Raw genomic sequence first — 2,061 nt, forward strand, 5'->3', positions numbered from 1 at the left:
CCGCCCGCTGGCCCTCCGTCGTCATCGTGGTCCCGGCCCGGGACGAGGCCGGGGTGCTGCCCCGCAGCCTGCCGTCGCTCCTCGCCCAGGACTATCCCGGCGAGGCCGGCATCGTCCTGGTCGACGACGGCAGCACCGACGGCACCGGCGCCCTCGCCCGCCGCCTGGCCGCCGAGCAGCCCGGCCTCCCCCTCACGGTGCTCACCCCCTCCGACCCCCCGCCCGGCTGGACCGGCAAGCTGTGGGCCCTGCGCCAAGGCATCACGCACGCCACCGGGGGTGCGCCCGGCGCCCCCGAGTACCTGCTGCTCACCGACGCCGACATCGCGCACGAGCCCGACAGCCCCTCGACCTGGTCTCCCAGATGGCCCGCCTGCGCGTCGTCAGCGTCTGGGAGCGGCTGGTCGTGCCCGCCTTCGTGTACTTCTTCGCCCAGCTGTACCCCTTCCGGTGGATCAACCGCCCCGGCACGCGCACCGCCGCGGCCGCCGGGGGCTGCGTCCTGCTGCGCACGGAGGCGGCCGTCCGCGCCGGGGTCCCGGACTCGATCCGCCAGGCCGTGATCGACGACGTCGCGCTCGCCCGGGCGGTCCAGCGCTCCGGCGGGCGGATCTGGCTCGGGCTGGCGGAGCGGGTGGACAGCGTGCGCCCGTACCCGGCCCTGGCCGACCTGTGGCGGATGGTGTCGCGCAGCGCGTACGCCCAACTGCGCCACCAGCCGCTGCTGCTGGCCGGGACGGTGGCCGGGCTGACGCTGGTCTACCTGGTGCCCCCGGCGGCGTTCTTCGCCGGGCTCGCGGGCGGCCGCTCCGCCGTCGCCGCGGCCGGCGGGCTGGCCTGGCTGCTGATGTCCGGCACCTACCTGCCGATGCTGCGCTACTACCGCCAGCCGGCGGCGCTCGCGCCGCTGCTGCCGTTCACCGCACTGCTCTACCTGCTCATGACCGTCGACTCGGCCGTACAGCACTACCGGGGGCGGGGGGCCGCATGGAAGGGCCGTACCTATGCCCGGCCCAGCGATGCCTGAAACCTCCGGACGGCACGAATCCGGGCTGACGGGGCGTCACCCCGGAAGGACATCCGAGCCGTCCGGCGTCATCCGAGGTCACCGCGTTGTGACCGTGCGTCAGTTCCGGATGCGTGCAGGGGCCAACCGGCGAGTACGAGTGCGAACAAGGCGGGGTGCATGTGGCGAATCGTGCACGTGAACGCCAAGTGAAAGCTGTGGCTCTGACCTGCGAATATGCAGGTCAGAGCGGTGTTGGCGACACCTGGCTATGGACCCGGTGAAGTCGTGGGCTTAACTTGTCTCCCATGACCTCCCCCCGCTCCACTTATGGCGGCGGTTACTACTCCGCGCCCTCTTTCCCGGACACCCCCATCTACGACTCCCTCGTCGCAGAACGCGGGACTCCGCAGATCGCCCCGATCCGCGTTCCGGCCGCCTACGACACCCCTGGTGCCAGCTACTCGAGCGGTGGGTACCTCCCGGCCCTGGCCTCCTCCATGCCCGCGCTCCCGCCCGCGCCGGCACAGCCGGCACCGTCCCCCGCGTACGGGTACGGCTACCAGCAGCAGCCGGCCGCGCCGGCCCCGATGCCGGTTCCGCTTCAGCACGCGCCGGCCCCCTACGTCCCGCAGCAGCAGCTCCCGCAGCGGGGCGGATTCGTCCCGCAGCCCCAGCCGCAGCAGCCCCGGCCGCTCGCGGCGGGCACCGGGTACGAGGCCATGCGCCCGGCGGCCCCGCGCCCGATGACGGCACCCATGCAGATGGTCGCGCCGGTGCCCACGGCGGTGCCGGCCGCCGCGGCGGTCCCCTCGTACCAGGACCCCTACGGAGGCCAGGGCCAGTACCAGAACCGCGGCTACTGACCGGCCGCGCCCCCGCCCCGCCGGCGGCGGGTTCCGGGACCGGCCGCGGTCGGTCCCGCACCCCGCCGCGGACGGCTCGGGCCCGGGCCCCGCGGCCGGCACACTGTGCCCTGCGCGAAACCCGCTGGGGCGCCGGCACGGGCGGCTGGCAAGATGCCCCCATGTCGAACTTGTACGTCCAGTCCCTCT

Annotated in this window: 1 protein-coding gene and 1 pseudogene; both read left to right on the forward strand. The window is 74.4% G+C overall.

The genetic code is table 11. The features are described 5' to 3' along the window. Positions 1-1,027 (forward strand): annotated as a pseudogene (locus VR44_RS33060) (glycosyltransferase); the annotation flags it as partial. 287 nt (positions 1,028-1,314) lie between these two features. Continuing rightward, positions 1,315-1,872: a DUF6643 family protein gene (locus VR44_RS33065; RefSeq protein WP_045951324.1), complete on the forward strand. Its 558-nt coding sequence runs from the start codon at positions 1,315-1,317 to the stop codon at positions 1,870-1,872. The last annotated feature ends 189 nt before the right edge of the window (positions 1,873-2,061 follow it).

The organism is Streptomyces katrae, assembly GCF_000966975.1.
In the GTDB taxonomy this organism is placed as follows: Bacteria; Actinomycetota; Actinomycetes; order Streptomycetales; family Streptomycetaceae; genus Streptomyces; species Streptomyces katrae.

Bases quoted from the DNA above. Each gene is read 5' to 3' on its own strand.
- VR44_RS33065 (WP_045951324.1), top strand. From the start codon at position 1,315: ATGACCTCCCCCCGCTCCACTTATGGCGGCGGTTACTACTCCGCGCCC.